Source organism: Xanthomonas sp. NCPPB 1132 (genome assembly GCF_056629235.1).
The window spans coordinates 896,476-920,367 of sequence record NZ_CM152819.1; the positions used below are offsets into that span (position 1 = coordinate 896,476).

Annotated in this window: 19 protein-coding genes and 1 other RNA gene; 15 read left to right on the top strand and 5 right to left on the bottom strand. The window is 70.3% G+C overall.

Going from position 1 to position 23,892, the window contains the following annotated elements; translation table 11 throughout:
* Nucleotides 1–116: 116 nt before the first annotated feature.
* From AC1G9L_RS03915 to AC1G9L_RS03955, 9 genes are all read left to right on the top strand, one after another.
* On the top strand, nucleotides 117–1,700 hold the full coding sequence (locus AC1G9L_RS03915; RefSeq protein ID WP_019801020.1) for a CocE/NonD family hydrolase: 1,584 nt from the start codon (nucleotides 117–119) through the stop codon (nucleotides 1,698–1,700).
* An 866-nt stretch (nucleotides 1,701–2,566) separates the two neighbouring features.
* The gene (locus tag AC1G9L_RS03920) at nucleotides 2,567–4,081 is read left to right on the top strand and encodes an outer membrane beta-barrel protein (RefSeq protein ID WP_481070316.1); all 1,515 of its coding nucleotides are present in this window, start codon (nucleotides 2,567–2,569) and stop codon (nucleotides 4,079–4,081) included.
* Nucleotides 4,082–4,367: 286 nt separating this feature from the next.
* Nucleotides 4,368–4,460: a potassium-transporting ATPase subunit F gene (locus tag AC1G9L_RS03925; RefSeq protein WP_010341961.1), complete on the top strand. Its 93-nt coding sequence runs from the start codon at nucleotides 4,368–4,370 to the stop codon at nucleotides 4,458–4,460.
* 16 nt (nucleotides 4,461–4,476) lie between these two features.
* Nucleotides 4,477–6,312 carry a potassium-transporting ATPase subunit KdpA gene (gene kdpA, locus AC1G9L_RS03930; protein ID WP_019801518.1) on the top strand — a complete coding sequence of 612 codons (1,836 nt, stop codon included), beginning with the start codon at nucleotides 4,477–4,479 and terminating at the stop codon, nucleotides 6,310–6,312.
* A gap of 10 nt (nucleotides 6,313–6,322) precedes the next feature.
* Entirely contained in the window at nucleotides 6,323–8,392 is a 2,070-nt protein-coding gene (gene kdpB / locus AC1G9L_RS03935) for a potassium-transporting ATPase subunit KdpB (protein ID WP_481070317.1), read from the top strand.
* A 39-nt stretch (nucleotides 8,393–8,431) separates the two neighbouring features.
* Nucleotides 8,432–9,067: a potassium-transporting ATPase subunit KdpC gene (kdpC, locus tag AC1G9L_RS03940; RefSeq protein WP_481070318.1), complete on the top strand. Its 636-nt coding sequence runs from the start codon at nucleotides 8,432–8,434 to the stop codon at nucleotides 9,065–9,067.
* Between the two features lie 67 nt (nucleotides 9,068–9,134).
* Nucleotides 9,135–11,813: an ATP-binding protein gene (locus AC1G9L_RS03945; RefSeq protein ID WP_481070319.1), complete on the top strand. Its 2,679-nt coding sequence runs from the start codon at nucleotides 9,135–9,137 to the stop codon at nucleotides 11,811–11,813.
* The gene (locus AC1G9L_RS03950) at nucleotides 11,803–12,531 is read left to right on the top strand and encodes a response regulator (RefSeq protein ID WP_019800249.1); all 729 of its coding nucleotides are present in this window, start codon (nucleotides 11,803–11,805) and stop codon (nucleotides 12,529–12,531) included. Before AC1G9L_RS03945 ends, AC1G9L_RS03950 begins: the two co-directional genes overlap by 11 nt.
* Before the next feature lie 153 nt (nucleotides 12,532–12,684).
* Complete coding sequence (locus AC1G9L_RS03955) at nucleotides 12,685–13,185, top strand: AAA family ATPase (protein WP_481070320.1); 501 nt, start codon at nucleotides 12,685–12,687, stop codon at nucleotides 13,183–13,185.
* Nucleotides 13,186–13,544: 359 nt separating this feature from the next.
* Here the strand turns inward: AC1G9L_RS03955 and AC1G9L_RS03960 are convergent, their stop codons facing one another.
* Genes AC1G9L_RS03960 through AC1G9L_RS03975 form a run of 4 tightly spaced genes read right to left on the bottom strand, consistent with a single transcriptional unit; the run spans nucleotide 13,545 to nucleotide 17,565 of the window.
* Nucleotides 13,545–14,930: an FAD-binding oxidoreductase gene (locus tag AC1G9L_RS03960; protein WP_481070321.1), complete on the bottom strand. Its 1,386-nt coding sequence runs from the start codon at nucleotides 14,928–14,930 to the stop codon at nucleotides 13,545–13,547.
* A complete protein-coding gene (locus tag AC1G9L_RS03965; protein ID WP_019800120.1) occupies nucleotides 14,927–15,481 on the bottom strand; it encodes a metal-dependent hydrolase in 555 nt (184 codons plus the stop codon). The genes AC1G9L_RS03960 and AC1G9L_RS03965 overlap by 4 nt, the downstream gene beginning before the upstream one ends.
* A 1-nt stretch (nucleotide 15,482) precedes the next feature.
* Nucleotides 15,483–15,851, bottom strand: a complete 369-nt coding sequence (locus AC1G9L_RS03970; RefSeq protein WP_029562323.1) for a YraN family protein — start codon at nucleotides 15,849–15,851, stop codon at nucleotides 15,483–15,485.
* On the bottom strand, nucleotides 15,841–17,565 hold the full coding sequence (locus AC1G9L_RS03975) for a penicillin-binding protein activator (RefSeq protein ID WP_481070322.1): 1,725 nt from the start codon (nucleotides 17,563–17,565) through the stop codon (nucleotides 15,841–15,843). The genes AC1G9L_RS03970 and AC1G9L_RS03975 overlap by 11 nt, the downstream gene beginning before the upstream one ends.
* A gap of 81 nt (nucleotides 17,566–17,646) precedes the next feature.
* Between AC1G9L_RS03975 and rsmI the strand changes: the two genes are divergently transcribed.
* Entirely contained in the window at nucleotides 17,647–18,471 is an 825-nt protein-coding gene (rsmI, locus tag AC1G9L_RS03980) for a 16S rRNA (cytidine(1402)-2'-O)-methyltransferase (protein WP_267096031.1), read from the top strand.
* Nucleotides 18,472–18,555: 84 nt separating this feature from the next.
* An RNA gene (rnpB, locus tag AC1G9L_RS03985) (RNase P RNA component class A) lies at nucleotides 18,556–18,922 on the top strand.
* A gap of 151 nt (nucleotides 18,923–19,073) precedes the next feature.
* On the opposite strand, the gene AC1G9L_RS03990 is transcribed toward rnpB, so the two are convergent.
* Nucleotides 19,074–19,859, bottom strand: a complete 786-nt coding sequence (locus AC1G9L_RS03990; RefSeq protein ID WP_481070323.1) for an NRDE family protein — start codon at nucleotides 19,857–19,859, stop codon at nucleotides 19,074–19,076.
* Nucleotides 19,860–20,230: 371 nt separating this feature from the next.
* Here AC1G9L_RS03990 and AC1G9L_RS03995 point away from each other — a divergent pair, with 371 nt between their 5' ends.
* From AC1G9L_RS03995 to AC1G9L_RS04010, 4 genes are read left to right on the top strand one after another with little or no spacing between them, the layout of a single operon-like run.
* Nucleotides 20,231–20,632, top strand: coding sequence for a division/cell wall cluster transcriptional repressor MraZ (locus AC1G9L_RS03995; protein WP_010344444.1), 402 nt, complete (start codon nucleotides 20,231–20,233; stop codon nucleotides 20,630–20,632).
* 14 nt (nucleotides 20,633–20,646) lie between these two features.
* Nucleotides 20,647–21,759, top strand: a complete 1,113-nt coding sequence (gene rsmH / locus AC1G9L_RS04000; RefSeq protein ID WP_019800214.1) for a 16S rRNA (cytosine(1402)-N(4))-methyltransferase RsmH — start codon at nucleotides 20,647–20,649, stop codon at nucleotides 21,757–21,759.
* Entirely contained in the window at nucleotides 21,756–22,019 is a 264-nt protein-coding gene (gene ftsL / locus AC1G9L_RS04005) for a cell division protein FtsL (protein ID WP_010344441.1), read from the top strand. Before rsmH ends, ftsL begins: the two co-directional genes overlap by 4 nt.
* Nucleotides 22,016–23,884 (top strand): peptidoglycan D,D-transpeptidase FtsI family protein, encoded by a 1,869-nt coding sequence (locus AC1G9L_RS04010; protein WP_371183231.1) that lies wholly within the window; start codon nucleotides 22,016–22,018, stop codon nucleotides 23,882–23,884. The genes ftsL and AC1G9L_RS04010 overlap by 4 nt, the downstream gene beginning before the upstream one ends.
* The last annotated feature ends 8 nt before the right edge of the window (nucleotides 23,885–23,892 follow it).

A 23,892-nucleotide genomic window follows, 5' to 3' on the forward strand; every position in this document is an offset into this window, starting at 1 on the left:
CCGTACCCGGTGGTACGGTCCGCCTGCCCGGCCCCACGTCGAGCGCTTGTCACCGTTCTGGCATTACCGTTCCGGCAGCCGGCCATCCCGGTCCGGCGCCGCTTGGGAGGCAGTCCATGCGCATGTCCGTGTCACGTCGCATCGCCCTTGGCGCGATGTTGCTGGTGTTCTCCGCCGCCGCGGCTGCGGCCGGCTTCACCAAGCAGTACCAGAGCATTTCCAGTTTCGATGGCACCAAGCTCGGCGCGCTCGTCCTGGTGCCGCAAGGGCAGGGGCCAGGGCCGTTCCCGCTGGTGGTGATGCCGGCCAGCTGGTCGCTGCCCAACCTGGAGTACGTGGGCCGCGCCAGCGAACTGGCCAACGACGGCTACGTGGTGGTGAGCTACACCTCGCGCGGCTTCTGGGATTCGCAGGGGCTGATCGACATCGCCGGCGCACCGACGGTGGAGGACGTCAGCGCGGTGATCGACTGGGCGCTGGCCAACACCCCGGCCGATGCCAAGGCGATCGGCGTGTCGGGCATCTCCTACGGCGCCGGCACCAGCCTGCTCGCCGCCGCGCGCGACCCGCGGATCAAGGCGGTGGCCGCGCTCAGCGGCTGGGCCGACCTGCAGGCCTCGCTGTACGCCAACAGCACGGTCAGCCAGCAGGGCGTGGGTCTGCTGGTCGCCGCCGGGGTCGCCACCGGTCGGCCCGGTCCGGACCTGGCGCGGATCACCGCACACGTGGCGGTGGGCGACTACGACGGCGCGGTGCAGGGCTTCCTGCCCAAGGCGGCCGAACGCGGGGTGATCAACGAGGTACAGGCGCTCAACCGCAACGGCCCGGCGGTGCTGATGGCCAATGCGTTCAACGACGGTCTGTTCCCGCCGAACCAGTACATCGACCTGTACAACCGGTTGAGCGTGCCCAAGCACCTGATGTTCAGCCAGGGCGACCACGCCACCGCCGAACTGCCGGGCGCGCTGGGCCTGCCGAACCAGGTGTATACCGAGGCCACGCGCTGGTTCGACCGCTATCTGAAGGGCCGCGACAACGGCGTTGACCGCGAAGCGCCGGTGCAGCTGTCGACCGTCGGCGGCACCTGGCTCAGCTATGCCGACTGGAACAGCGTGCAGGCCGGCGCCACTCGCTACGGCCTGACCGGCCCCAGCGGCCTGTTGCTGCCGACCGGGTCGCTGACCAGCGGCAACAGCAGCGGCTGGAACTACCGCATCGCCACCGACGTGCCGACGCTGGCCGATTCCGGCGTGGTGATGGTCAGTGGTCTGCTGCAGGGCCTCGGCCAGCCGGTGACCACCTCGATTCCGCTGGTCAGCCGGGTGGGCGCCGCGGTGTGGAGCGGTCCGGTGTTGTCCAGCGACAAGCGCCTGGCCGGCGCACCGTCGTTGCGGCTGACGGTGACCCCGAGCCAGTCCAACGTGTCGCTGTTCGCCTATCTCTACAGCATGGACAGCGCGGGGTTGGCGCAGTTGCTGAGCCATGTGCCGTACACCCTGCGCAATGCGACGCCGGGTACGCCGGTGACCCTCGACCTGGCGCTGCAGGCGGCCGCGGCCGAGATCCCGGCTGGGCGTCGCCTGGTGCTGGTGGTGGACACCACCGATCCGCGCTACACCTCGGCCAGCCGCTTCGGCGGCACCGTGAGCTTCAGTTCGCCGGCGGCGACGCCGTCGTTCTTGAGTGTGCCGTTGCACTGAGGTGGTGGCTTCCTTCTCCCACTGGGAGAAGGTGCCCCGCAGGGGCGGATGAGGGTACGGGCGAAGCCTAGTATAGGTGGGTCCGCATGGCGCTTCGCGCACCTTACCCTCACCCCAACCCCTCTCCCGGCGGGAGAGGGGCTTCGGCCTCTCCCTTCTCCCCCCCGGGACCATGGCCCCCTTTTGGGGGGAGTGCCCCGCAGGGGCGGATGAGGGTACGGGCGTAGCCTCGCATAGCCAGATCGGCGCGGCGCTTCGCGCGCCGGACCCTCACCCCAACCCCTCTCCCGGTGGGAGAGGGGCTTCGCTTCTCCCTTCTCCCGCCGGGAGAAGGTGCCCCGCAGGGGCGGATGAGGGTGCGATACCACGTATCGCCACACAGCGCGCACACCACGCCAAGTACACGAATTTACGCAGCTTTTATTCGAACCGGCGCGCGCTTTGCAACGAAGATATTCGGCGATTCCTATACTTTCCGCGCTGACGACAGGGGTGTTTGCGTGGAATCGATGGCTGCAATCTTGAGCGTGTCGCTGCCCGCAACGGTTGTGTACGGACGCGGTGTATCACATCCGGCGACGGCGCAACACTCGCGCCTCCGGACCAGGCGACGCGACACGCCGCGTGCAGCGCGACGCCACCATGGTTGCCGCAGCGCGTTGCAGCATCCGCCTCCACACAGCCGCGCGCATTCGCTGCACGCGCATTGATCCGCTGACGCCGCCGCCGCGGCGCCGCATTCCAACTCTTTTCCCGCGATACGCCACCAGGCGCATCGCCTGCGATAGCGCTTGCGCGTGACGCGTCGCGCTGTCGTTGCTTCCCTCCACCCGAAGAAGGACGGCTCCTCGTGAGCCGAGAACCCGATGTCCATGAAGCTCCACCCCCTGTTCCTGTCCCTGGCTGCGCTGTGCGCTGGCCCCGCCGCTGCCGCTGGTCTGGCGGCGCCGGTGTCCGATGCGCTGCCGGCAGCGGCGCAGGACGTCGCTACGCCAGCGCTGGCGCGCAGTGCCGATTGTGCCAATGGTTTCTTCTCGCGCCTGGCCTCGGCCTATCGCGAGGATGCGCAGCCGGCCGATCCCGATGCGCCGACGCCGGCGCGCCGCGGGCTGCCGGCGCCGTTCTCCTCGCCGCCGTTCCCGTCGGCCGAATGGCAGCTTGGCGCGGTCGACTACCCGGTCGGGGTGCCCAACGAGAATGCGCAGTATCCGGTGGAGAAGGCGCTGGCCTGCACGCGCGTGGGGCAGTGGATGCAGCGCAACCGCATCGAGCTGTACGGCTGGATCAATCCCTCGCTCAACGCCAGCACGTCCTCGCGCAGCAACTATCCGCTGTCCTACTCCACGCGGCCCAATCGCGGCGAATTCAACCAGGCGCTGATCCGCCTGCAGCGCGTGCCGGACACGGTGCAGACCGATCATGTCGACTGGGGCTTCCACCTCGACGACCTGTACGGCTACGACTACCACTACACCACGATGAAGGGCGTCACCAGCGACCAGCTGCTGCACCACCCGCAGCCCAACAGCGCGCTCAACGGCAAGATCTACGGCAACGATCCGATGATCGCGCACGTGGACGTGTACCTGCCGTCGGTGGCGCAGGGCATGCTGGTCACGGTCGGCCGCTACCTGTCGCTGCCGGACATCGAGGCCCAGTTCTCGCCGAACAACTACCTGCTGACCCATTCGATCCTGTACACGGTCGATGCCTATACCAACATGGGCATCCTCACCACCACCAAGCTCAACGACCAGTGGACGCTGCAGCTCGGCGTGCACGGCGGCGACGATTCGGCGATCTGGGACGCGACCAGCCGCCTGAGCGCGCAGGCCTGCCTGCGCTGGGTATCCAAGAGCAACGACGACATGCTGTATCCGTGCGTGGAGTCGTACAACAACGCCGCGCAGACCTACAACAACCTGCAGGAGTTCGTGCTGACCTGGGGCCACCGCTTCTCGCCGAAGGTGCACATGCTGACCGAGGCCTACCACATCTACGTGCGCGACCAGGCGCTGGCCACCGATCCGTCGCAGTCGCATGCGCCGACCGGGCGCCCCGGTTACGCGCTGGGCGAGGCGCCGGACTTCCCGCTGGGACGCAGCAGCGCCGATGCCATCGTCAACTACGTCAACATCCAGCTCGGCGCCTCGGACATGCTGGCGATCCGCAACGAGTTCGTGAACGACCACGACGGCCAGCGCACCGGTTTCGCCACGCGCTACTCCAGCCACACCATCGGCCTGACCCACTGGGTGTCGCAGGATCTGGAGATCCGCTCCGAGTTGCGCTACGAGCACGCGTACGACTTCCCCGCCTACGACGGTGGGCATCGCAACCACCAGGCAACGGCGTTGATCGACGCGATCCTGCATTACTGAGGACGGCGCGCGGCCGCGGCCGTGTCGAGGCGCCCGCAGCACGCGGCGCGATCGCCGGCGCCGCACGGTTTTACGCAGAATTTATGCGGGCCGCGCGGCTTCGCCACGGAGAGTTTATGGCGGCGACTTCGATAATGCCGGCCTGGGCCAGAAGGCCTGTCCGACCCGGTGTCCGTCGCTGTGTTGCGCTTCCCTTCTGCCGTCGTGCGCATCGCGCGCGTCGGCCTTCCCATGCGATTGCGGCCTGCCATGCGGCGGGCCGTCCCCTTGTTTCGGAGTTGAGACCATGAGCGGTTGGCTTTCGTTCGTTTGCGGCGTGGCGGTGATCGTCGCGGCCGGTTACCTGCTGTACGTGATCCTGCGCCCCGAAGATTTCTGAGCCGAGTGCCACTTCCATGATCGATACATTGCTTGTCTATGCGCTCGCGCTGCTGTTGGGATGGCCGCTGGGCCTGTACCTGGCCAAGGTGATGCGCGGGGCGCCGATGCGCGGCGACGCGCTGTTCGGCTGGATCGAACGCCCGCTGTACCGCCTGCTCGGCACCGACCCGGCGCGCGGCATGCACTGGCGCGCCTACGCCGGTGCGTTCCTGGCCAGCAACCTGGTGCTGGGCGTGCTGGTGTTCGCGCTGTTCGTGACCCAGGCCTGGCTGCCGTTCAATCCCGATGCGGTGCCGAACATGCGCTGGGACGTGGCATTGCACACCATGATCTCGTTCCTGACCAACACCGATCAGCAGCACTACTCCGGACAGGCGCAGCTGTCGTACCTGTCGCAGGCGGTGGGCGTGGTCGGCCTGCAGTTCATCACTCCGATGATGGGCCTGGCGCTGGTGGCGGCGACGCTACGCGGCCTGTTCGGTGGGCGAACGGTCGCACGCTCGGCCGATGCCCTATCGGCATCGGCCGCGACCGTGAGCGCCCGGCCACGGATGGCCGGGCCGGACGATCCGGAGCCGATGGCGTCGCGCCAGGGACGGCTGCCTGCTGCGGCGAGCGTGGGATTGCAGCATCAGGCGATGCGCGAGGACGACGTCGATCTCGGCAACTACTGGGCCGACGTGATCCGTCCGACCCTGCGCTTCCTGCTGCCGCTGTGCCTGCTGTGGACGCTGCTGCTGACCCAGCAGGGCGTGCCCTCGACCCTGGCGGCCGGTCCGGTCGCCACGCCGCTGGACGCCAGTGCCGGGCAGCAGACACAGAAGATCCCGCTCGGCCCGGTCGCGGCGATGGTGGCGATCAAGCAGCTCGGCACCAACGGCGGCGGCTGGTACGGCCCCAACAGCGCGATGGCGCTGGAGAATCCAACGCCGTTCTCCAACCTGCTGGAGATGCTGGGCATCGTGCTGATCCCGGTGGCGGTGGCGTTCATGGTCGGTCCGTTCACCGGGCGCCGCAAGTTCACCGCGCTGGTGTTCGGCAGCATGCTGGTGATGTCGCTGGCGTCCACCGCGCTGTCGATGTGGGCCGAAGGCAATACCGCCAGCACCGCCAGCGCCGCACTGATGGAAGGCAAGGAAGTGCGCCTGGGCGTGGACAGCTCGGCGGCGTGGTCGTCGCTGACCACGCAGACCTCCAACGGCTCGGTCAACGCCATGCACGATTCGCTGGCGCCGCTGACCGGCGGCGTAGCCATGGTCAACATGCTGATCAACGCGATCTGGGGCGGCATCGGCTGCGGCCTGCAGCAGTTCCTGGTGTATCTGCTGCTGAGCGTGTTCCTGGCCGGCCTGATGACCGGGCGCACCCCGGAGTTGTTCGGGCGCAAGATCGAGGCGCCGGAAGTGCGCCTGCTGGCGCTGCTGATCCTGTTGCAGCCGCTGGTGCTGCTCGGCTTCACCGCGGTGACCCTGGCGCTGCCGGCCTCGATGTCGGCGACCTCCAATCCCGGCTTCCACGGCATCAGCCAGGTGTTCTACGAGTACACCTCGGCGTTCGCCAACAACGGCTCCGGTTTCGAGGGGCTGGGCGACGGTATTCCGTGGTGGAACCTGAGCTGTGCCGCGGTGCTGCTGCTGGGCCGCTATCCGGCGCTGATCGTGCCGCTGATCGTGGCCGCGCAACTGGCGCGCAAGCGGGTGGCGCCGGAAACCGGCGGCAGCCTGCAGGTGGAAACCCCGACCTTCGCGCTGACCCTGATCGCGGTCATCGTGATCCTGACCGTTCTGCAATTCACGCCGGCCCTGGTGTTGGGACCGATCGCCGATCACCTGACCCTGGCCGCGCACTGAGACGACGACGATGAGCACCCCGCACCAATCTTCTTCCGTGGCCTCCGCACCGGCACGCCGGCCCGGGCTGTTCGACGCCGCCGCGTTGCGTGCGGCGCTGCGCGACAGCGTGTTGAAGCTGTCGCCAAGGCACCTGCTGGGCAGCCCGGTGATGGCCGTGGTCTTCGCCGGCACGCTGCTGTCGGCACTGATCACCGTGGCCGGCCAGGGCCCGGCCGGCTTCGGCTGGGCGGTGACCGCGATCCTGCTGGTCACCGTGCTGTTCGGCAATTTCGCCGAGGCGGTGGCCGAGGCGCGCGGCCGCGGTCAGGCCGCCTCGTTGCGGCGCGCACGCAAGGACCTGGTGGCGCGCCGGGTCGCCAGCGTACGCCTGGACGGCGAGACCAGCGTGCCCGCCGCCGAACTGCGCCCGGGCGACCTGGTGGTGGTCTCGGCCGGCGAACTGATCCCGGCCGACGGCGAGATCGTGCACGGTCTGGCCACCATCAACGAGGCCGCGGTCACCGGCGAATCGGCACCGGTGCTGCGCGAGGCCGGCACCGACCGCTCCGGCGTCATCGGCGGCACCAAGGTGCTGTCCGACGAGATCCTGGTGAAGGTCACCGCCGAGCCGGGCCACAGCTTCCTGGATCGCATGATCGCGCTGGTGGAAGGCGCCAACCGGCAGAAGACGCCGAACGAGATCGCACTGACCATGCTGTTGGCGGCGATGACGCTGACCTTCCTGATCGTGGTCGCCTCGCTGCCGGCGATCGCCGCCTTCGTCGGCGTCAAGGTGGACCCGCTGCTGCTGATCGCGCTGCTGGTGTGCCTGATCCCGACCACCATCGGCGGCCTGCTGCCGGCGATCGGCATCGCCGGCATGAACCGCGCGCTGTCGGCCAACGTGCTGGCCAAGTCCGGCAAGGCGGTGGAAGTGGCCGGCGACGTGGATGTGCTGCTGCTGGACAAGACCGGCACCATCACCCACGGCGATCGCCAGGCCACCGCGTTCCACGCGGTCAGCGGCGTGGATGTGGCGCAGCTGCGCGAGGCGGCGATGCTGTCGTCGCTGGCCGACCCGACCCCGGAAGGCAAGTCGATCGTGCGCCTGGCGCGCGAGCAGGGCCTGCCGCCGGCCGATCCGGCCGGCGCCGAGTTCATCGCCTTCACCGCGCAGACCCGCATGTCCGGCGTCGATCTGCCGGCCAACGGCATGCAGCCGCCGCGGTCGATCCGCAAGGGTGCCGCCGATGCGTTGATTCGCCACGTCACCGCGCTGGGCGGACAGGTGCCGGCGGAACTGAAGAGCCGGGTCGAGCAGGTCGCGCGCAGCGGCGCCACGCCGCTGGTGGTGGCCGAGGGCCGGCACGTGCTGGGCGTGGTCGAGCTGTCGGACGTGGTCAAGCACGGCGTGCGCGAGAAGTTCGCGCGGCTGCGCGCGATGGGCGTCAAGACGGTGATGATCACTGGCGACAACCCGCTGACCGCCGCGGCCATCGCCGCCGAGGCCGGCGTCGACGACTACATCGCCGAGGCCACGCCCGAGGACAAGCTGGCGCGCATCCGCCAGGAGCAGGCCGGCGGACGCCTGGTGGCGATGGTCGGCGACGGCACCAACGACGCGCCGGCGCTGGCCCAGGCCGACGTCGGCCTGGCGATGAACTCCGGCACCCAGGCGGCCAAGGAGGCCGGCAACATGGTCGATCTGGATTCGGATCCGGCCAAGCTGCTGGCGGTGGTGGAAGTGGGCAAGCAGCAGCTGATCACCCGCGGCGCGCTGACCACCTTCTCGCTGGCCAACGACGTGTCCAAGTACTTCGCGATCCTGCCGGCGCTGTTCGCCGCCTCGATCCCGCAGATGGCCGCGCTGAACGTGATGCGCCTGTCCAGCCCGAGCAACGCGGTACTGGCGGCGTTGATCTTCAACGCGCTGGTGATCCCGGCGCTGATCCCGCTGGCGCTGCGCGGCGTGCGCTTCACCCCGTCCTCGGCGACTTCGCTGCTGCGCCGGAACATGCTGATCTACGGCGTGGGCGGCGTGCTGCTGCCGTTCGTCGGGATCAAGGCCATCGACCTGCTGCTGGTGGCGCTGGGCTGACCCCGGCGCCGATCTTTACGCTCTTTCGGAATTGCCTCCATGACCGTGTCCTCCGTTTCCCCCCGCGAACCGATGCGCTGGCGCGCGGTGCTGGTGCTGCCGCTGCTGGTGCTCGCGTCCGCGGCGCTGTACTCGTTGCTGGCCACCGTGCTGGCCGGCGCGCTGTTCCCCGAGCAGGCCAACGGCAGCCTGCGCAGCCACGATGGCCGGGTGGTCGGCTCGGCGCTGGTGGCGCAGCCGTTCGCCGCTGCCGGCTACTTCCAGCCGCGGCCGTCCGGCGCCAAGTACGACCCGATGTCGGCCGCCGGCAGCAACCAGGCGCGCAGCAACCCCGACCTGCGCAAGCGCCTGGATGACACCCGCCAGGCGGTGGCCGCGCGCGAGGGCATCGACCCGGCGCAGGTGCCGGACGATCTGGTCACCCAGTCCGGCAGCGGCATGGACCCGGACATCAGCGTGGACGCGGCGCACATCCAAGTGGCGCGCGTGGCCGCCGCGCGCGGCCTGCCGCCGCAGACCGTCGCCGCCCTGGTCGCCGCGCAGACCCAGCCGCGCCAGTTCGGCATGCTGGGGGAGCCGCGGGTGAACGTGCTGGCGCTGAATTTGGCCTTGGACGCGGCCGGGAATGGGGAAACGGGAATCGGGAATGGGCAAAAGCAGGAGCAACAGCGGTAAATCGCGCAGCCATGTAGGCTTTGCGCTCTGCGATTCCCCATTCCCAATTCCCCATTCCCAGCACCAAATGCCCGACCCCCGCACCCAACAGGCCGACGCCCTGATCGGCGAACTGCAGCGCGAGCGCGGCGGGCGCCTGACCGTGTTCCTCGGCGCGGCGCCGGGGGTGGGCAAGACCTACGCGATGCTGTCGCGCGCGCGGCAGTTGCAGCAGCAGGGCAGCAAGCTGGTGGTCGGCGTGGTCGAGACCCACGGCCGCGCCGAGACCGCGGCGTTGCTGGAAGGCCTCACCGTGCAGCCGCGGCGGCGGCTGGAGTACCGCGGCCGGACCCTGGACGAGATGGACCTGGATGCGTTGCTGGCGCTGCGCCCGCCGCTGGTGCTGGTGGACGAACTGGCGCATCGCAACGCGCCCGGCAGCCGCCACGAGCGGCGCTGGCAGGACGTGCAGGAGCTGCTCGACGCCGGCATCGACGTCTACAGCACGGTCAATATCCAGCACCTGGAAAGCCTCAACGACGTGGTCCACCGCATCACAGGCGTGCGCGTCAGCGAGACCGTGCCCGATGCGATCTTCGACCGCCTGCGCGACATCGTGCTGGTCGACCTGCCGCCGCGCGAATTGATCGAGCGCCTGCAGCAGGGCAAGGTCTACCTGCCCGAGCAGGCCGGGCAGGCGCTGCAGGCGTTCTTCTCGCCGTCGAACCTGGCCGCGCTGCGCGAGCTGGCGATGCAGACCGCGGCCGACCGCGTCGACAACGATCTGCGCGACGTGCAGGCCGCGCAGGGCCGCACCAGCGTCGCCCTGCGGCGCACGGTGATGGTGGCGATCGACGGGCGCGGCCAGTCCGACTACCTGGTGCGGGTGGCGCGGCGCCTGGCCGAGCGCCGCGGCGCGCCGTGGACCGTGGTCACCGTGCAGACACAGGCGCAGCCGGATGCCGACTGGCAACTGGAGATCGACCGCGCCTTCGCGCTGGCGCGCCGGCTCGGCGGCGAGGCTGCACTGCTGCACGGCGCCAACGTCGCCGACGCCTTGCTCGACCATGCCGCGCGCAGCGGCGTGTCCACCCTGGTGCTGGGCCGCACCCGCGAGCGCCCGCTGGCGCGCATGATCAACCGCACCCTGACCCAGCAACTGCTGCAACGCGGCGCGCACTACGAACTGGTGATCATCAGTTCGCCGGAGGCGCGCGCGCGGGCCCGGCGGCGCTGGCGCAGCCCGGCGCACTGGCTGTCGCGCGACGACCTGCTGTTCGCCACGGTGGCCTCGGCGCTGGCGGTGTTGGTCGCCTGGATCGCCGAAAGTTGGGTCGGCATCGACGACCTGTCGATGGTGTTCATCGTCGCGGTGGTGATGGTCGCGTCGAAGACGCGGATGACCGCGGCAGTGCTGGCGGCGCTGCTGAGTTTCTTCAGCTACAACTTCTTCTTCATCGAACCGCGCTTCACCTTCCAGATCGGCGCGCGCCAGGGCGTGGTCACGGTGCTGCTGTTCCTGGTCGCTGCCCTGGTCGCCGGGCGCCTGGCCTCGCGCCTGCGCATGCAGGTGCTGGCGCTGCGCGCGGTCAACGCGCAGACCACCGCACTGCAGCGGCTGGGCCGCGAACTCACCAGTGCTGCGGATCTGGGGCAGGTGCTGGAGGCCGGCCGCCGCGCGCTCGCCGGCACCCTCGACGCCGAGGCCTGGCTGCGCCTGCAGCCACTGGAGCGCGCGCACGCCGAGGCCGACGACTACGCGCCGTCGATGGCCGCGGTGGACCGCAGCGCCGCCGATTGGGCGCAACGCCACGGTCAGGCCACCGGGCGCTTCACCGACACCCTGGCCGGCGCGAGCTGGTGGTTCCTGCCGGTGCGCCACGAACGCGGCACCATCGGCGTGGTCGGCCTGCGCTTCGGCGCCGGCGTGCAGCGCCCGGGCCTGGAGCAGCAGCGCCTGGCCGAGGCGATGGTCGAGGACATCGGCCAGGCCGCGCTGCGCACGCGCCTGGTCGCCGACCTGGAAAGCGCACGGGTCAGCGGCGAGACCGAGCGGCTGCGCTCGGCGCTGCTGTCCTCGGTCTCGCACGACCTGCGCTCGCCGCTGGCGGCGATGATCGGCGCGGCCAGCAGCCTGTCCAGCTATGGCCAGGCGATGGACGCGGAAGACCGCCGCAGCCTGCTCGACACCATCCAGATGGAAGGCGAGCGCCTGGACCGCTACATCCAGAACCTGCTGGACATGACCCGGCTCGGCCACACCGGGCTGACCTTGAACCGCGACTGGATCGGCGTGGACGAACTGATCGGCTCGGCCGCGCGGCGCCTGCAGCGCTACCAGCCGCAGGTGCGCCTGGACATCGCCCTGGCTGCGGAGCTGCCGACGCTGTGGGTGCACCCGGCGCTGGTCGAGCAGGCGATCTTCAACGTGCTGGAGAACGCGGCCAAGTTCTCCCCGGCGGACGCGGCGATCCGCGTGGCCGCCGGCATGGTCGAGGGCCGCCTGCGCATCGACATCAGCGACCGCGGCCCGGGCATTCCCGAGGACGAGCGCGCGCGCATCTTCGACATGTTCTACAGCGTCGAGCGCGGCGACCGCGGCCGCCACGGCACCGGCCTGGGCCTGACCATCTGCCAGGGCATGATCGGCGCGCACGGCGGCAGCGTCGAGGCGCTGCCGGGTCCCGATGGCCGCGGCACCACGATCCGCATTACCCTGCCGCTCATCGAACCCGCCGCGCCGCCGTCCCGCCCCGATGCCGACTGAGTCCCACGCCGATCCGATTCCGCCGCCGCGCGTGCTGGTCATCGACGACGAGCCGCAGATCCGCCGGTTCCTCGACATCAGCCTGCGCGCGCAGGGCTACCGCGTGCTGCAGGCCGACACCGGCGCCGGCGGCCTGGCGCAACTGGCCGCGCACGGCGCCGAACTGGTGGTGCTGGACATCGGCCTGCCCGACCAGGACGGGCACAGCGTGCTGCGCGAACTGCGGCAATGGTCGTCGGTGCCGGTGATCATGCTGACCGTGCGTGCCGGCGAGGACGAGAAGGTGCAGGCGCTGGATGCCGGCGCCAACGACTACGTGACCAAGCCGTTCGGCGTGCAGGAACTGATGGCGCGCATCCGCGTGCTGCTGCGCATGCAGCCGGTGGCCGGCGAGGCCGAGCCGGTGTTCGACGACGGCCACCTGCACATCCACCTGGGTCTGCGCGAAGTACGCCTGGACGGCGAAGCGCTGCCGCTCAGTCGCAAGGAGTACGCGCTGCTCGCCCTGCTGCTCCGGCACAGCGGTCGTGTGGTGACGCAGCCGCAACTGCTGCGCGAACTGTGGGGCCCCACCCACCAGGACGACACCCACTACCTGCGCATCCTGGTCGGCAAGCTGCGGCAGAAGCTCGGCGACAGCGCGGTGGCCCCGCGCTACATCGCCACCGAGCCGGGCGTGGGGCTGCGCTTCATCGGCGTGCAGTGCCCGTCGGCGTGATGGGACGTAGCGGCCTTCCCCGCTGTCCGTCCGTAGGAGCGGCTTCAGCCGCGACCTTGGGCTTCCCGGTAACGCCCGGTCGCGGCTGAAGCCGCTCCTACGGCAGCAACGCGTGCCCTGGGAGCGGGTGGAACGCGATAAACGGAAGAACAGATGACCGTATGCTCCCCTCCCATCGTGATCAACCCGGATTGCTTCCTGCAAACGGAGCGTGGCCGCGTGTGGACACCGGAACGCAACCAGGCCGCGTGGCGGCAAAGCCACGATGCCCTGACGACGATCCTCGATGGTCCGTGTGAACCCGCCGGATCCTGGACGGTCATCATCGTCTGCGGCCTGCAGGGCGCGGGAAAGACCACATGGATTGCGCGGCAACCGGTGCGGCCCTGTACCGTCTATTTCGACGCGGCCTTGCCGGGTGCTCGACACCGGGCGTCGATCGTCGCCATCGCGAAAGCGGCCGGTGCCAGGATCGAGATCGTCTGGATCAGGGTCGCGTTGCACGTTGCGCTCGCGCGGAACCTGCAGCGTGCCGCGGACGAACAGGTTCCGGAGGCGGCGATCTGCTCGGTGGACAACCTGTTCGAAGCGCCGACAATCGCCGAAGGCGCCGATCACGTCCGCGTCGTCACGCCTGCCGAATGTGCGCCTTGAAGGCAGAAAGCATGGCAGTGGTGTCCGGCACAGCGCCCATCGCCACCGCGCCACGCGGCGCATCGGTCGTCGGCAGCGATCGCGCATTTTGTGCGCGATGCCATCGCGTGGGCCGCGATCGCCTGGTGCGTCGTAGGAGCGGCTTCAGCCGCGACCGTGACCTTGCCGGTGACGCCGGTCGCGGCTGAAGCCGCTCCTACGACGGTATGGCAGCAAGCCGGCATGGCGATGTTGCAATGGGTCAGCACGCGAAAGACGCTGTTGCGAATCCCGAATCCCGAATCCCGAATCCCGAATCCCGAATCCCGAATCCCGGCTTTCAACAGCCGCCAGGCTGGTCATCCCGAATCCCGATCCGATCAAGGATCCGGCAACACCTTCCCCGGATTGAGGATCCCATCCGGATCCAGCGCGCGCTTGATCGCGCGCATCGCGTCCAGCGTGGCCGCGTCGAAGGCCTGGTCCATGTAGTCGCGCTTGGCCACGCCAATGCCGTGTTCGCCCGAGAGCGTGCCTTCCAGCGACAGCACTAGTGCGAACAGGCGTGGCAGCGCCGCCTGCGCGCGCGCGGTTTCGGCGGCGTCGTCGGGCGCGTACATGATGTTGACGTGCAAGTTGCCGTTGCCGGCATGGCCGAAGGCCACGATCGGCAGGTCGAACTCGGCGGCCAGCGCTTCCACGCCTGCCACCAGGTCGGGGATGCGCGACACCGGCACCACTACGTCTTCGTTGATCTTGCCCGGGCGGATCGTGCGCAGCGCCGGCGACAGCGCGCGGCGTGCGGCCCACAGGCGGTCGCGCGCGCTGCCGTCGGCGGCCATGTCCAGCGCCAGCAGGCCGTCGCCCTCGGCGGCGGCGCCCAGCGCCTGCAGCGCGTAGGGCAGGGTATCGTGGTCGCCGTCGGCCTCGATCAGCAGCATCGCGCCGGCCTCGGGCACATCGCTGCCGTTGCGGCGCAGCAGCGCGATCGCGCTGCGGTCCATGAACTCGAGCATGGTCGGTGTGCTCGGCTGCGCCATCAGCCGCGACACCGCGGCGGCGGCACCGGCGGCGTCGCGGTACAGCGCGCGCAGTCCGGCCTGCGCCAGCGGCCGCGGCGACAGCTTCAGCGTCGCTTCCACGATTAGCGCCAGGGTGCCTTCGCTGCCGACCAGCAGGTGGGTCAGGTCGTAGCCGGTGGCGTCCTTGGTGTAGGCGCCGCCGCAGCGGATCAGTTCGCCCGTGCCGGTCACCGCGACCAGGCCGAGCACGTTGTCGCGGGTGGCGCCGTACTTCACCGCGCGCGGTCCGCCGGCATTGGTCGACAGGTTGCCGCCGACGCTGCAGATCTCCGCGCTGGACGGATCCGGCGGCCAGAACAGCCCGTGCGGCGCCAAGGCCTGCTGCAGGTCGCCGTTGAGCACGCCGGGTTCGACCACCGCGCAACGGTCGGCCGGGCGCAGCTGCACGATGCGGTTCATGCGCGCGAACGACAGCACCACGCCGCCGCTGAACGGCACCGCGGCGCCGGCGGTGCCGGTGCCGGCGCCGCGCGCCACCAGCGGCACGCCGTGCGCGCGGCAGGCGCGCACGATCGCCTGCACCTGTTCGCGGGTCTGCGGCAGCGCCACCGCGTCGGCCAGTGCCCAGCGCCGCGAATCGTCCTCGCCGTAGCTGCGTCGGCTGTCGGCGTCGGTGCGCCAGCCCTCTGGGCCGAGCAGGGTGGCGAGGGTGTCGGTGAGCGCGGCGGGCAGCTGTGTGGTCATGGCGAAGGCGGCGAAGAGGAAGACGCGGAGGACGAGGGCGGCTGCAGCAGTTTCCAGGTGAGCACGGCCAGCACCAGCGGCAGCCACACCCAGCGTAGTTCGGACCACAGCGTGACCATGCCGCGCGCGCTGAAGAAGCCGTTGGCGAACGGCGAGACCCGGATCGGCCGCCATGGCGCGAACCAGCGTTGCTCGCTCCAAGGCCAGGCCAGGGCCACGCCGAGGCCGCCGGAGGTCATCGCATCGAGCAGCGGATGCGAGGCGGTGCAGACGAACAGCCACGTGGCCGCCTGCAGCGCACCGGCGCGCAACGGTCGGTGCAGCAGCGCACCGAGCGCGCCCAGCACCGCGGCGAACAGCAGCGAGTGGCTGGCGCCGCGATGGCCGAAGGCGTCGGCGTAGGGGATGTGCAGGGCGAAGCCGAGCACGTCGGCGTCGGGCAGCATCCCCGCGACGATGCCGGCGCCGAGCAGGCGCGTGGAAATGCGCACGCGATCGGCGGCGGCCCACAGCGCCAGCGGCACCGCGGCGTGGGTGAAGATGCTGGGCACCTCAGCAATCCTCGGCGCGGAACGCATCGCGCAGCCAGGTCAGCCGCGGCGGATCGCCGTCGGCCTCGACCACGTCGAAGCGGCACGGCCAATTGGCATACTGCGGATGCGCGGCCAGGAACAGTTGCGCCGCCAGCAGCAGGCGGCGGCGCTTGCGCAGGTCGACCGAAGCCGCACCGCCGCCGAACGCGGTGCTGCGCCGGTAGCGCACTTCGACGAACACCAGGCTCTGCGCCTGCTGCATCACCAGGTCCAGCTCGCCGCCGCGGAAGGCGACGTTGGCGGCGATCAACCGCAGGCCGGCGCGCTCCAGTTCGGCGCGCGCCGCCGCTTCCACCGCGTTGCCGCGTCGGCGCCGCTCAGTTTCCATCGGGCAGCGGGGTCGGGCGCCCGCCGCTGAAGGTGGACCATGCCGGGGTGCGCACGATGTTGCCGAAGCCGTCCAGGTGCAGCACGCCGGTGGCGCCGCGCAGGCCGCTGTCCTTGCCGGTCGCCAGCTTTTCCAGGTACGCGGTGATCTGCCAGGCGTCGTAGCCGAACGCGAACAGGCGCCCGGCCGGGCCACGCGCGGTCGGCAGCATGTCGGCCACGCTGGTCGCCGCCGGCAGGCCGCCGACGCCGCGCACGTTCCAGAGTTCGCTCGGGTAGACGATGCCGTCCAGCACCAGGTCGTCTTCCGGCTTGCCGGTGCCCAGCACCAGCTGCGAGGTCGCCACCCGGGTCTTGCCGGCGAAACCGGCCAGCGCCAGCTGCGGCGCCAGCGCGCGGGCGGTGTTGCCCTTGACCGCCAGCAGCACCGAGTCGGCGGCACCGGCATTGCGCAGTTGCGCGGCGATGTCGCTGGGCGTCTCGGCCACGCTGATGCTGCCGGCGACCTTGCCGCCGCGCTCGCTGAAGCGGTCGCGGAACGCGGCCACCGCACGGCGGCCGGTGTCGTCGTTGCTGCCGATCACCAGCGTGTTGCCGCGCTCGTGCGCCAGCAGGTATTCGGCGGCGGCGATGCCGTCGTCTTCCGGAGCCAGCGAGAAGCCGGTGCTGCCGCCGGGCGGGGCGTGCGTGCCGCGGTTCAGCGCCAGCACCGGCACCGGCAGCGCGTCGCGCGCGAACAGCGCGGTGACCTCGTCGCGGCCGAGCGGGCCGACCACGAAGTCGGCGCCGCCGTCGACTGCCTTCTGGTAGGCGGCCAGCGCCCCCGCCGGAGTGCCGGTGGTGTCGATGAAGTCGATCGCAGGACGCCGCCGGGTCTCGCCGTAATAGCCGGCGAGCAGGCCGTCGCGGACCGGCGCGGCCGCGGTGGCCAGGCTGCCGCTCAACGGCAGCAGCACCGCCAGCTTGGCCGGCGGGCGGTAGCCGTCGCGCTCGGCCGGCGGCCGCTTGCTGGTGTCGAAGCCCCACTGCTCGCCGCGGTCGAACGGGCGCGGCAGGGCCAGGCCGCGGCTCAGCAGTGCGCGGCCGACGAAGTTGTACAGCGGATCGCCGGCCGGGAGCGCGGCGGCGCGCGCCTGCAGGGTGGCGTCGTTGAGCGTGGCCAACTGGCGCACGATGGCGCGCTGGTTGTCGCTGCGCGCCTGGCCGCTGAGGCCGTTGTCGGCGCGGGCGCGCTCGTCCAGCGCCGCGGTGGCGTCGCCGGTCCCTTCCAGGGCCTGTGCACGGGCCAGGTGCCAGCGCGCACGCAGGTTCTGCGGCACGTCCCGCGGATCGCTGCCCAGCGCCTGCAGCGCCTTGGCCGGCTGGCGGTCGGCCAGGGCCAGTTCGGCCTCCACCAATGCCACCCGCACCTTGCTCAGTGGCGGCAACTGCCGCGGCTGCACCTGCGCCAGCAGGCTGCGCGCGCGGGCGGCGTCGCCGGCCTCGTACCAGGCGAAGGCGGCGTCGCCCAGCAACTGGTTGCGTTCGCTGCCAGTGGCACCGGCGGCCTGCGCCTCGAGCTGCTGCGCCGCGTCCTTCGGCTTGCCCTGGTCCAGCAGCGCCAGCGCGGCCGATTGGGCCGGCGAGGCGCTCGGCGTCACGCTGGTGGTGGCGCAGCCGGCGATGAGCAGCGCCAGCAGCGACAGGGCGGAAATCCTTGCGAATCGCTTGTTCATTTCTGGTCCATTCGGCTGGGCACGCCGGGCGCGCCGGGGAAAACCGCTACGATTCTACCCTTGACCATGGAAAGCCCGTAGATGAGCGCCCAACCCGGAACCCTGCACGTCGTCGCCACGCCGATCGGCAACCTCGCCGACCTGACGCCGCGCGCCCAGGAGACGCTGCGCTCGGTGGCGGCGATCTGCGCCGAGGACACCCGCCGCAGCGGCCAGCTGCTGGCCCACTTCGGCATCGAGCGGCCGCTGCTGGCGCTGCACGAACACAACGAGGAGGCGCTGTCGCAGCGCATCGTCGCGCGCCTGCTGGAGGGCCAGTCGCTGGCCCTGGTCAGCGACGCCGGCACCCCGCTGGTCAGCGACCCCGGCTACCGCCTGGTGCGCGCCGCGCGCGCGGCCGGGGTGCGGGTCAGCCCGGTACCGGGCGCCTGTGCGGCGATCGCCGCGCTCAGCGTGGCCGGCCTGCCCAGCGACCGCTTCGCTTTCGAGGGCTTCCTGCCGGCCAAGGCCTCGGCGCGGCGCGAGCGCCTGGTCCGGTTGGCCAGCGAACCACGCACCCTGGTGTTCTACGAAGCCTCGCACCGCATCGCCGAGTCCCTGGCCGATTGCCGCGCCGCCTTCGGCGACGCCCGCCCGGCGGTGCTGGCGCGTGAACTGACCAAACTGTTCGAGACCGTGCTCGACGGCACCCTGGCCGACCTGCACGCCCGGGTCGAGGCCGACGACAACCAGCGCAAGGGCGAGTTCGTGCTGATGGTGCAGGGCGCCGGCGACGACGCCGACGCGCAGCTGGCCGAAGGCCGCCGCGTCTACGCCAAGCTCAGCGAGCACCTGCCGCCGTCCACCGCCGCCAAGCTTGCCGCCGAACTGACCGGTGCGTCGCGCAAGGCGTTGTATGGCGGTTGAGGCGTGCGTTTGTTGTCCGGCTTCGCCGGGCATTTGCGCGCAATTGGGAATTTATTCCTACAGGCATGCGACAATGCGCATGGCGGAGCCGGCCAGACAGTCGCGTCATCCCATCGCATTTCGGTGCGGCGGGATGCCGAGGAAAGTCCGGGCTCCATAGGGCAAGGTGCCAGGTAACGCCTGGGCGGCGCGAGCCGACGGACTAGTGCAACAGAAAGATACCGCCTACGTCTGCGCGAGCAGGCCGGTAAGGGTGAAATGGTGCGGTAAGAGCGCACCGCGAGTCCGGCAACGGACCGGCACGGCAAACCCCACCTGGAGCAAGACCAAATAGGGACCTCATGGCGCGGCCCGCGTCGGGTCCGGGTAGGTTGCTTGAGCGTACCGGTGACGGTGCGCCTAGAAGAATGACTGTCCACGACAGAACCCGGCTTATCGGCCGGCTCCGCCACTTTTTCTCAGGCCAGCGTTATCGGGGGCCTGTTGCCGCCGCGGCGGCCCGGCTGTTGTGGGAGGGGCTTCAGTCCCGATTGCAGCCACCCGACGGGCCAGCGCTGTTCCGCCACGCCACCGCCGCCGGTATAGATGCCTGAGCGCAGGCGTCACTGCTTCCCGGTGTCCGTTCCCACGTCCCGGTTCTCCAGTCGCGTCTCCCCCAGAAACATTCCGTCCGGGCCGAAGCGGCGCTCGTGGATCCAGCCGTCCCCGGCGGCGTCCACCGCGACGATGGTACTGGCGCGGGTGCCGTACTCGCTGCCACGGATGAAGGCCGGCGACAGCCGCCGCTCCAGGTCCGCGCCGACGCCGGTGTCGGGCAGGTCGGCCGGGTCGGCCAGGGTCTCGTCGGCCAGTGCCCGCCACAGCGGCGCCAGGTCGTCGTCGCCAGCGGCGATCCAGGCGCTTACCGACTCGCGCAGGCGCAGGGTCTTCGGCCAGGGCGCGTCCAGCGCGCCGTTGGACATGCCGTGCACGCCGGGCGCTAGGGCGCTGCGGCCGGGCGGGTGATTGCCGACGTAGGCGGCGCCGGTGGCATCGGCCAGCAGCAGGTTGAACGGCGGATAGGCGTCGGCGCGCGCCGCCAGCGCGTCGGCGAAGGCGGCGGCCGGCTGTTCGCCGGTCAGGTAGTCGGCGATCAGGGCGCCGCGCGAAGCGCCGGACATCGACGCCAGCGGGTCGCGCACGTTGGTGACCACGGCGCAGCGGCCGGCGGCGTCCAGCCCCACCCAGGTGCCGCCGGAGCGTAGGTCGCGGCCGGCCAGCAGGCGCGGCGCCGGGGCCGGCCAGCGCTGCAGCGGCGCGGTCGGGCGGGCGTGGAATTCGTCGCGGTTGCCGACCAGCAGCAAGCGCCATCGCGGGTGCGCAGCGTGCGCGAGAACGACCAGACACATGCCCGGCAGTGTGCGCGCTTGCGCAACGCGAGGCGAGCCCAGGCGCCATGTCGACGGCCGGTGACGACCGCCTTAACGCCCCCTACACAGGCCTGAATTTCCGTTCAATCTCAAAATTTGAGACGAAACAGTAACTTGTGGATAAGCCTTGAACAAGTCTCTAAAGATCGTTGCAAACCATTGATCCCGCTAGCGATTTACCGCTCGCAAAGTTGTTGACAACCCGTTGCGCGCTGCTAAGGTGGGCACTTGAGGGGAAACCGGGTTTTTTGTGGTTTTTCGTGGTTCAATGACCGCCCAGGCGGATTCGGAAAGGTGCAGGCGTCGTGTTTCAGGGCGAGACCGCAATCACTGTGGACGACAAGGGGCGTATGGCGGTTCCCACCGCGTACCGCGACCTCGTCGCGCGCGTGAGCGGCAATCGGCTGGTGCTGACCTACAACCCGTTCGAGGCTGGCTGCCTGTGGCTGTATGCGGAGAAGGAGTGGGAGCGGGTCCGTGACGACGTCATGGCCAAGCCCAACACCCAGCGCGTGGTGCGGGTCCTGCAGCAGAAGCTGGTGGGTTCGTCGGCCGCGCTGGAGCTGGACGCCAACGCCCGCATCACCATTCCGCCGAGCCATCGCGCCGCGGTGGGCATTGAAAAGCGCGCCGTGCTGTTGGGCATGGGCGACAAGTTCGAACTGTGGAGCGAGCAGGCTCATCGCGCACTGATCCAGCAGACGTTGTCTGACGAGGATCTGGGCGATGGATTGCTCGATCTGAAGTTGTGAGTCGGGGTGTCCGGATGCGCGGACAGGCGCAGGCCGGTCACCTCCCGGTGTCGCAACCATCGGCGGCGCATGTGCCGGTGTTGTTCGCGCAGGTCCTGGACGGGCTGCAGGTGATCGAAAACGGAATCTATCTGGATGGCACGTTCGGGCGTGGCGGACACGCGCGCGGGGTGCTGCACAAACTCGGCCCAGGAGGCCGGCTGCTGGTGATGGACAAGGACCCCGAGGCGATCGCCGAAGCCGAACATGCGTTCGGCGCCGACGCGCGCGTGTCCATCTATCGCGGCAGCTTCGCCGCGCTGGGCCAGTGGGACGCCGCCACCGCGCTGGACGGGGTGCTGTTCGACCTGGGCGTGTCCTCGCCGCAGCTGGACGTGGCCGCGCGCGGCTTCTCCTTCGGCAAGGACGGCCCGCTGGACATGCGCATGGACCCGGACACCGGCGAGAGCGCGGCGCAGTGGCTGGCGCGCGCCGAGGAGCGCGAGATCGCCGATGTGCTGTGGACCTACGGCGAAGAGCGGCAGAGCCGGCGCATCGCCCGCGCCATCGTCGCCCGCCGCGAGAAGCAGCCGCTGACCCGCACCGCCGAACTGGCCGACCTGATCGGCAGCGTGATGCCGCGCGGCGACAGCAAGACCCACCCGGCCACGCGCAGCTTCCAGGCGATCCGCATCCACATCAACCGCGAGCTGGCCGATCTGGAAACCGGCCTGGACGCGGCGCTGGCCCGGCTCAAGCCCGGCGGCCGCCTGGCGGTGATCAGCTTCCACTCGCTGGAAGACCGCATCGTCAAGCAGTTCATGCAGCGCCACGCCAAGGCCCCGCCGAGCAACCGCCGCCTGCCGGAGGCCACGACGTTCGTGCCAACCCTGCGCCTGCACGGCGGCGCGATCAAGGCCGACGCCGACGAACTGGCGGTCAACCCGCGCGCGCGCAGTGCGGTGTTGCGGGTGGCTGAGAAGCTGGGAATCGGGAGTCGAGAATCGGGAATCGGTAAAGGCGAAAGCAAGAGCGCGCTTCCCGGCACGGAAGGTTTTCGTGCGCAGTCGGCCGGCTCTTCCCCATTCCCCATTCCCGTTTCCCCATTCCCGCCGGCGCATGGCGCGCTCCACAGGAGCGCGCCATGAGCCGGCTGCTGCTGCTCGTGCTGCTCGCCTGCACCATCGCCTCGGCGATCGGGGTGGTGTACATGCGCCACCGCCATCGCCAGTTGTTCGTGGAGCTGTCGCGGCTGGAGCACAACCGCGACGAGCTGAACATCGAGTTCGGCCGGCTGCAGCTGGAGCAGGCGACCTGGGCCGAGAGCAATCGCGTCGACCAGGTCGCGCGCGAGCGGCTGGGGATGAAGTTCCCCGAGACTGGCGACATCGTGGTGGTGCGCCCGTGAACAAGAGCGGCCGCAACCGTCCCCGCAGCAACTTCAACCTGCGCGGCCGCCTGGCGCTGGTCGGCGCGGCGCTGGGCCTGTGCTCGGTGACGCTGATCGGCCGCGCGGCCTACGTGCAGTTGATCAACAGCGACTTCTACCAGCGCCAGGGCGAGGCGCGCTACCTGCGCGAACTGCCGATCGCCACCTCGCGCGGCATGATCACCGACCGCAACGGCGAGCCGCTGGCGGTGTCCACGCCGGTGGAGTCGATCTGGGTCAATCCGCAGGAACTGCTGCGCAGCCCCGACCGCATCCCGCAGCTGGCGCAGGCGCTGGAGCTGCCGGTCGACGAATTGACCGCCAAGCTCTCGCAGAAGGCGGACAAGGAGTTCATGTACCTCAAGCGCCGGATCAATCCGGACAAGGCGCATGCGGTGGTCGCGCTGGGCATCCCCGGCGTGTTCTCGCAGCGCGAATTCCGCCGCTTCTACCCGCAGGGCGAAGCGATGGCGCACGTGCTGGGCTTCACCAACATCGACGACCGCGGCCAGGAAGGGCTGGAGCTGGCGTTCGATTCCTGGCTGCGCGGCAAGCCGGGCGCCAAGCGCGTGATCCGCGACCGCAAGGGCGCGATCGTCGAGAGCATCGACCTGGTCAAGCCGGCGCAGCCGGGCAAGGACCTGACCCTGAGCATCGACCGCCGCATCCAGTTCCTGGCCTACAAGGAACTGCGCAACGCGCTGGTCGAGAACAAGGCCGCCGGCGGCTCGATCGTGATCATGGACGTGGCCACCGGCGAGATCCTGGCCATGGTCAACCTGCCGACCTACAACCCCAACGCGGTCAACGGGGTCAACCCGGACGTGCGCCGCAACCGCGCCGTCACCGATCTGGTCGAGCCGGGCTCGACGATGAAGCCGCTGACCATCTCCACCGCGCTCAAGGCCGGGGTGGTGACCAAGGACACGCTGATCGACACCAACCCCGGCTACATGTCCGTGGGCCGCTTCACCATCAAGGACGTGCCGCGCAACAACGGCGTGCTGACCGTGACCGGGGTGATCACCCGCAGCTCCAACATCGGCGCGGCCAAGATCGCGGCCAAGCTGCCGGACCAGACCTTCTACGACCAGGTCCACAGCTACGGCTACGGCAGTTCCCCGCACAGTGGTTTCCCCGGCGAATCGGCCGGCGTGTTCCCGTCGCCGGCGCGCTGGAGCGGTTCGTCCAAGACCACCATGTCCTACGGCTACGGCCTGTCGGTGACGCCGCTGCAGATCGCCCGCGCCTACTGTGCGCTGGGCAACGGCGGGCGCCTGGTGACCCCGACCTTCGTCAAGGGCCAGCACGAGGACAGCAAGCAGGTGCTGGACCCGGCGATCTCCAAGGAAGTGGTGGCGATGATGGAGACGGTGGTCACCCAGGGCGGCGCCAAGGGCGCGGCGATCCTGGGCTACCACGTGGCCGGCAAGACCGGCACCGCGCGCAAGGCCGGCCCCGGCGGCTACGAGCGCGGCCACTACAACGCGCTGTTCGCGGGCCTGGTGCCGGCGAGCAATCCGCGCTTCGCCACGGTCATCGTCATCAACGACCCGCAGGGCGCCAAGTACTACGGCGGCCTGGTCTCGGCGCCAGTGTTCCACAACGTGATGGAAGGCGCGCTGCGCCTGATGGACGTGCCGCCGGACGACATCCAGTCGTGGCTGGCCGCGCAGGCCGCCGGCAAGAGCGGCCATGCGCCGCCGGCGGCGCCGGTGGAACCGGATCCGGCCACCGTGCCCGACGCCGCCGCCGAGGTCGATGCCGCGCTGCCCAGCGCGCGCGCGGTGGCGCCGCCGGCGCCGGCCGCGTTGCCGGCGCCGCTGCAGGAGACCCGCCAGTGACCCGCGCG

What these genes read in the sequence shown, in the direction of transcription:
- kdpC (WP_481070318.1), top strand. Translation starts at nt 8,432, where the DNA reads ATGACCGTGTCCTCCGTTTCCCCCCGCGAACCGATGCGCTGGCGCGCG.
- kdpA (WP_019801518.1), top strand. Translation starts at nt 4,477, where the DNA reads ATGATCGATACATTGCTTGTCTATGCGCTCGCGCTGCTGTTGGGATGG.
- AC1G9L_RS03955 (WP_481070320.1), top strand. Translation starts at nt 12,685, where the DNA reads ATGACCGTATGCTCCCCTCCCATCGTGATCAACCCGGATTGCTTCCTG.
- AC1G9L_RS03960 (WP_481070321.1), bottom strand. Translation starts at nt 14,930, where the DNA reads ATGACCACACAGCTGCCCGCCGCGCTCACCGACACCCTCGCCACCCTG.
- AC1G9L_RS03950 (WP_019800249.1), top strand. Translation starts at nt 11,803, where the DNA reads ATGCCGACTGAGTCCCACGCCGATCCGATTCCGCCGCCGCGCGTGCTG.
- AC1G9L_RS03945 (WP_481070319.1), top strand. Translation starts at nt 9,135, where the DNA reads ATGCCCGACCCCCGCACCCAACAGGCCGACGCCCTGATCGGCGAACTG.
- AC1G9L_RS03995 (WP_010344444.1), top strand. Translation starts at nt 20,231, where the DNA reads ATGGCGGTTCCCACCGCGTACCGCGACCTCGTCGCGCGCGTGAGCGGC.
- AC1G9L_RS03975 (WP_481070322.1), bottom strand. Translation starts at nt 17,565, where the DNA reads ATGAACAAGCGATTCGCAAGGATTTCCGCCCTGTCGCTGCTGGCGCTG.
- kdpB (WP_481070317.1), top strand. Translation starts at nt 6,323, where the DNA reads ATGAGCACCCCGCACCAATCTTCTTCCGTGGCCTCCGCACCGGCACGC.
- AC1G9L_RS03915 (WP_019801020.1), top strand. Translation starts at nt 117, where the DNA reads ATGCGCATGTCCGTGTCACGTCGCATCGCCCTTGGCGCGATGTTGCTG.
- AC1G9L_RS03920 (WP_481070316.1), top strand. Translation starts at nt 2,567, where the DNA reads ATGTCCATGAAGCTCCACCCCCTGTTCCTGTCCCTGGCTGCGCTGTGC.
- ftsL (WP_010344441.1), top strand. Translation starts at nt 21,756, where the DNA reads ATGAGCCGGCTGCTGCTGCTCGTGCTGCTCGCCTGCACCATCGCCTCG.
- AC1G9L_RS03990 (WP_481070323.1), bottom strand. Translation starts at nt 19,859, where the DNA reads ATGTGTCTGGTCGTTCTCGCGCACGCTGCGCACCCGCGATGGCGCTTG.
- AC1G9L_RS03970 (WP_029562323.1), bottom strand. Translation starts at nt 15,851, where the DNA reads ATGGAAACTGAGCGGCGCCGACGCGGCAACGCGGTGGAAGCGGCGGCG.
- rsmH (WP_019800214.1), top strand. Translation starts at nt 20,647, where the DNA reads ATGCGCGGACAGGCGCAGGCCGGTCACCTCCCGGTGTCGCAACCATCG.
- rsmI (WP_267096031.1), top strand. Translation starts at nt 17,647, where the DNA reads ATGAGCGCCCAACCCGGAACCCTGCACGTCGTCGCCACGCCGATCGGC.
- AC1G9L_RS03925 (WP_010341961.1), top strand. Translation starts at nt 4,368, where the DNA reads ATGAGCGGTTGGCTTTCGTTCGTTTGCGGCGTGGCGGTGATCGTCGCG.